Source organism: Amycolatopsis sacchari (assembly GCF_900114035.1).
Taxonomy (GTDB): domain Bacteria; phylum Actinomycetota; class Actinomycetes; order Mycobacteriales; family Pseudonocardiaceae; genus Amycolatopsis_E; species Amycolatopsis_E sacchari.
This window is the reverse complement of record NZ_FORP01000068.1, coordinates 1-1,286: the sequence shown is the minus strand read 5'-3', so window position 1 is coordinate 1,286 and position 1,286 is coordinate 1. Positions and strand designations below refer to the sequence as shown.

General features: G+C 62.2%; 1 protein-coding gene. It reads left to right on the top strand.

Translation table 11 applies throughout. The features are described 5' to 3' along the window. Positions 1-78: 78 nt before the first annotated feature. Positions 79-1,286: IS4 family transposase (locus BMZ92_RS36670; protein WP_091517286.1), on the top strand; the 1,208-nt coding region annotated here is incomplete at its 3' end.

The window sequence follows — 1,286 nt, the reverse complement described above, 5'->3', positions numbered from 1 at the left end:
TAAGTTAGGCGGGGGTTGGGGTCTGACACGCGTGGCGGGGCTCCTGTGGTGGCGGGGTTTTCTCTCTACCATGTGGGCGTGCCTCGGGTTGGTCAGCAGAAGCGTGTGGGTGGTTCGGTGGCGGCGGGTACGCGGTTGCCGGATCGTATTTCGTTGGGGGTGTTGGCCGATGTTGTTCCGCGGGATCTTATCGAGGATGTTCTGACCGAGACGGGGGCGCGTGAGTCGCGAGTTCGTCGTCTTCCGGCACATGTGATGGTCCGGTTTTGTCAGGCGATGTGCCTTTTCTACGATGACGATTACGAAGAAGTGATGCGCAAGCTGGTCGGCGCGTTGCAGAGTATGCGTTCCTGGTCGGATGATTGGCAGGTGCCGACTACCTCGGCGATCACTCAAGCGCGACAGCGACTAGGTTCGGAACCGTTACGGGAGTTGTTTTACCGGGTGGCGGTTCCGGTCGCCGGTCACGGCACAAAGGGCGCCTGGCTGGGGTCCCGGCGTCTGATGGCGATCGATGGATTCGTTGTGGATGTTCCCGACACCCCGGACAATGCCGAACAGTTCGGTAAAAGCCATTCCGATAGCCCCTATAGCAGCGCTTTCCCCCAGGTACGCGTGGTCGGACTGGGGGAATGCGGCACGCACGCCCTCGTGGACGCCGCTATGGACGGCATCGGAACCGATGAAAAGAAACTCGCCCAGCAGCTGCTGGACTCGCTCGCCGAGGACATGCTGGTCACCGCGGACCGCTACTTCTACTCCTACCCCCTCTGGCGCGACGCCGCCGCAACCGGCGCGGACCTGCTGTGGCGCGTGCAATCGACGATCCCGCTCCCGGCCCTGCAGACCCTGCCCGATGGCTCCTACCTGTCGCTGGTATTCCACCCCCGCCTCGCCAAACATCACCGCCAAGCTCTCATCGAGAACGGCCCCTCCGGCGCGATTCACCCGACCCAGGCCACACTGGTCCGCGCCCTCGAATACGACATTCCCAACCGGGACGCCAACACCAGAAACGACACTATCCGATTGATCACCACCATCCTCGATCCCGAAGACACCACCGCCATCGAATTAGCTACCGCCTACCATCAACGCTGGGAACAGGAAGGCCTCATCGCGGAAATCAAAACACGTCAACGTGGCCCCGGACGCATACTTCGATCGCGATCACCCGAGATGGTCCGCCAGGAAATCTGGGCACTCCTGCTCACCCACTACAGCATCCGGCACCTGATGACCCGCGCCGCCGACCAGGCTGACCTCGACCCCGATCAACTCTCCTT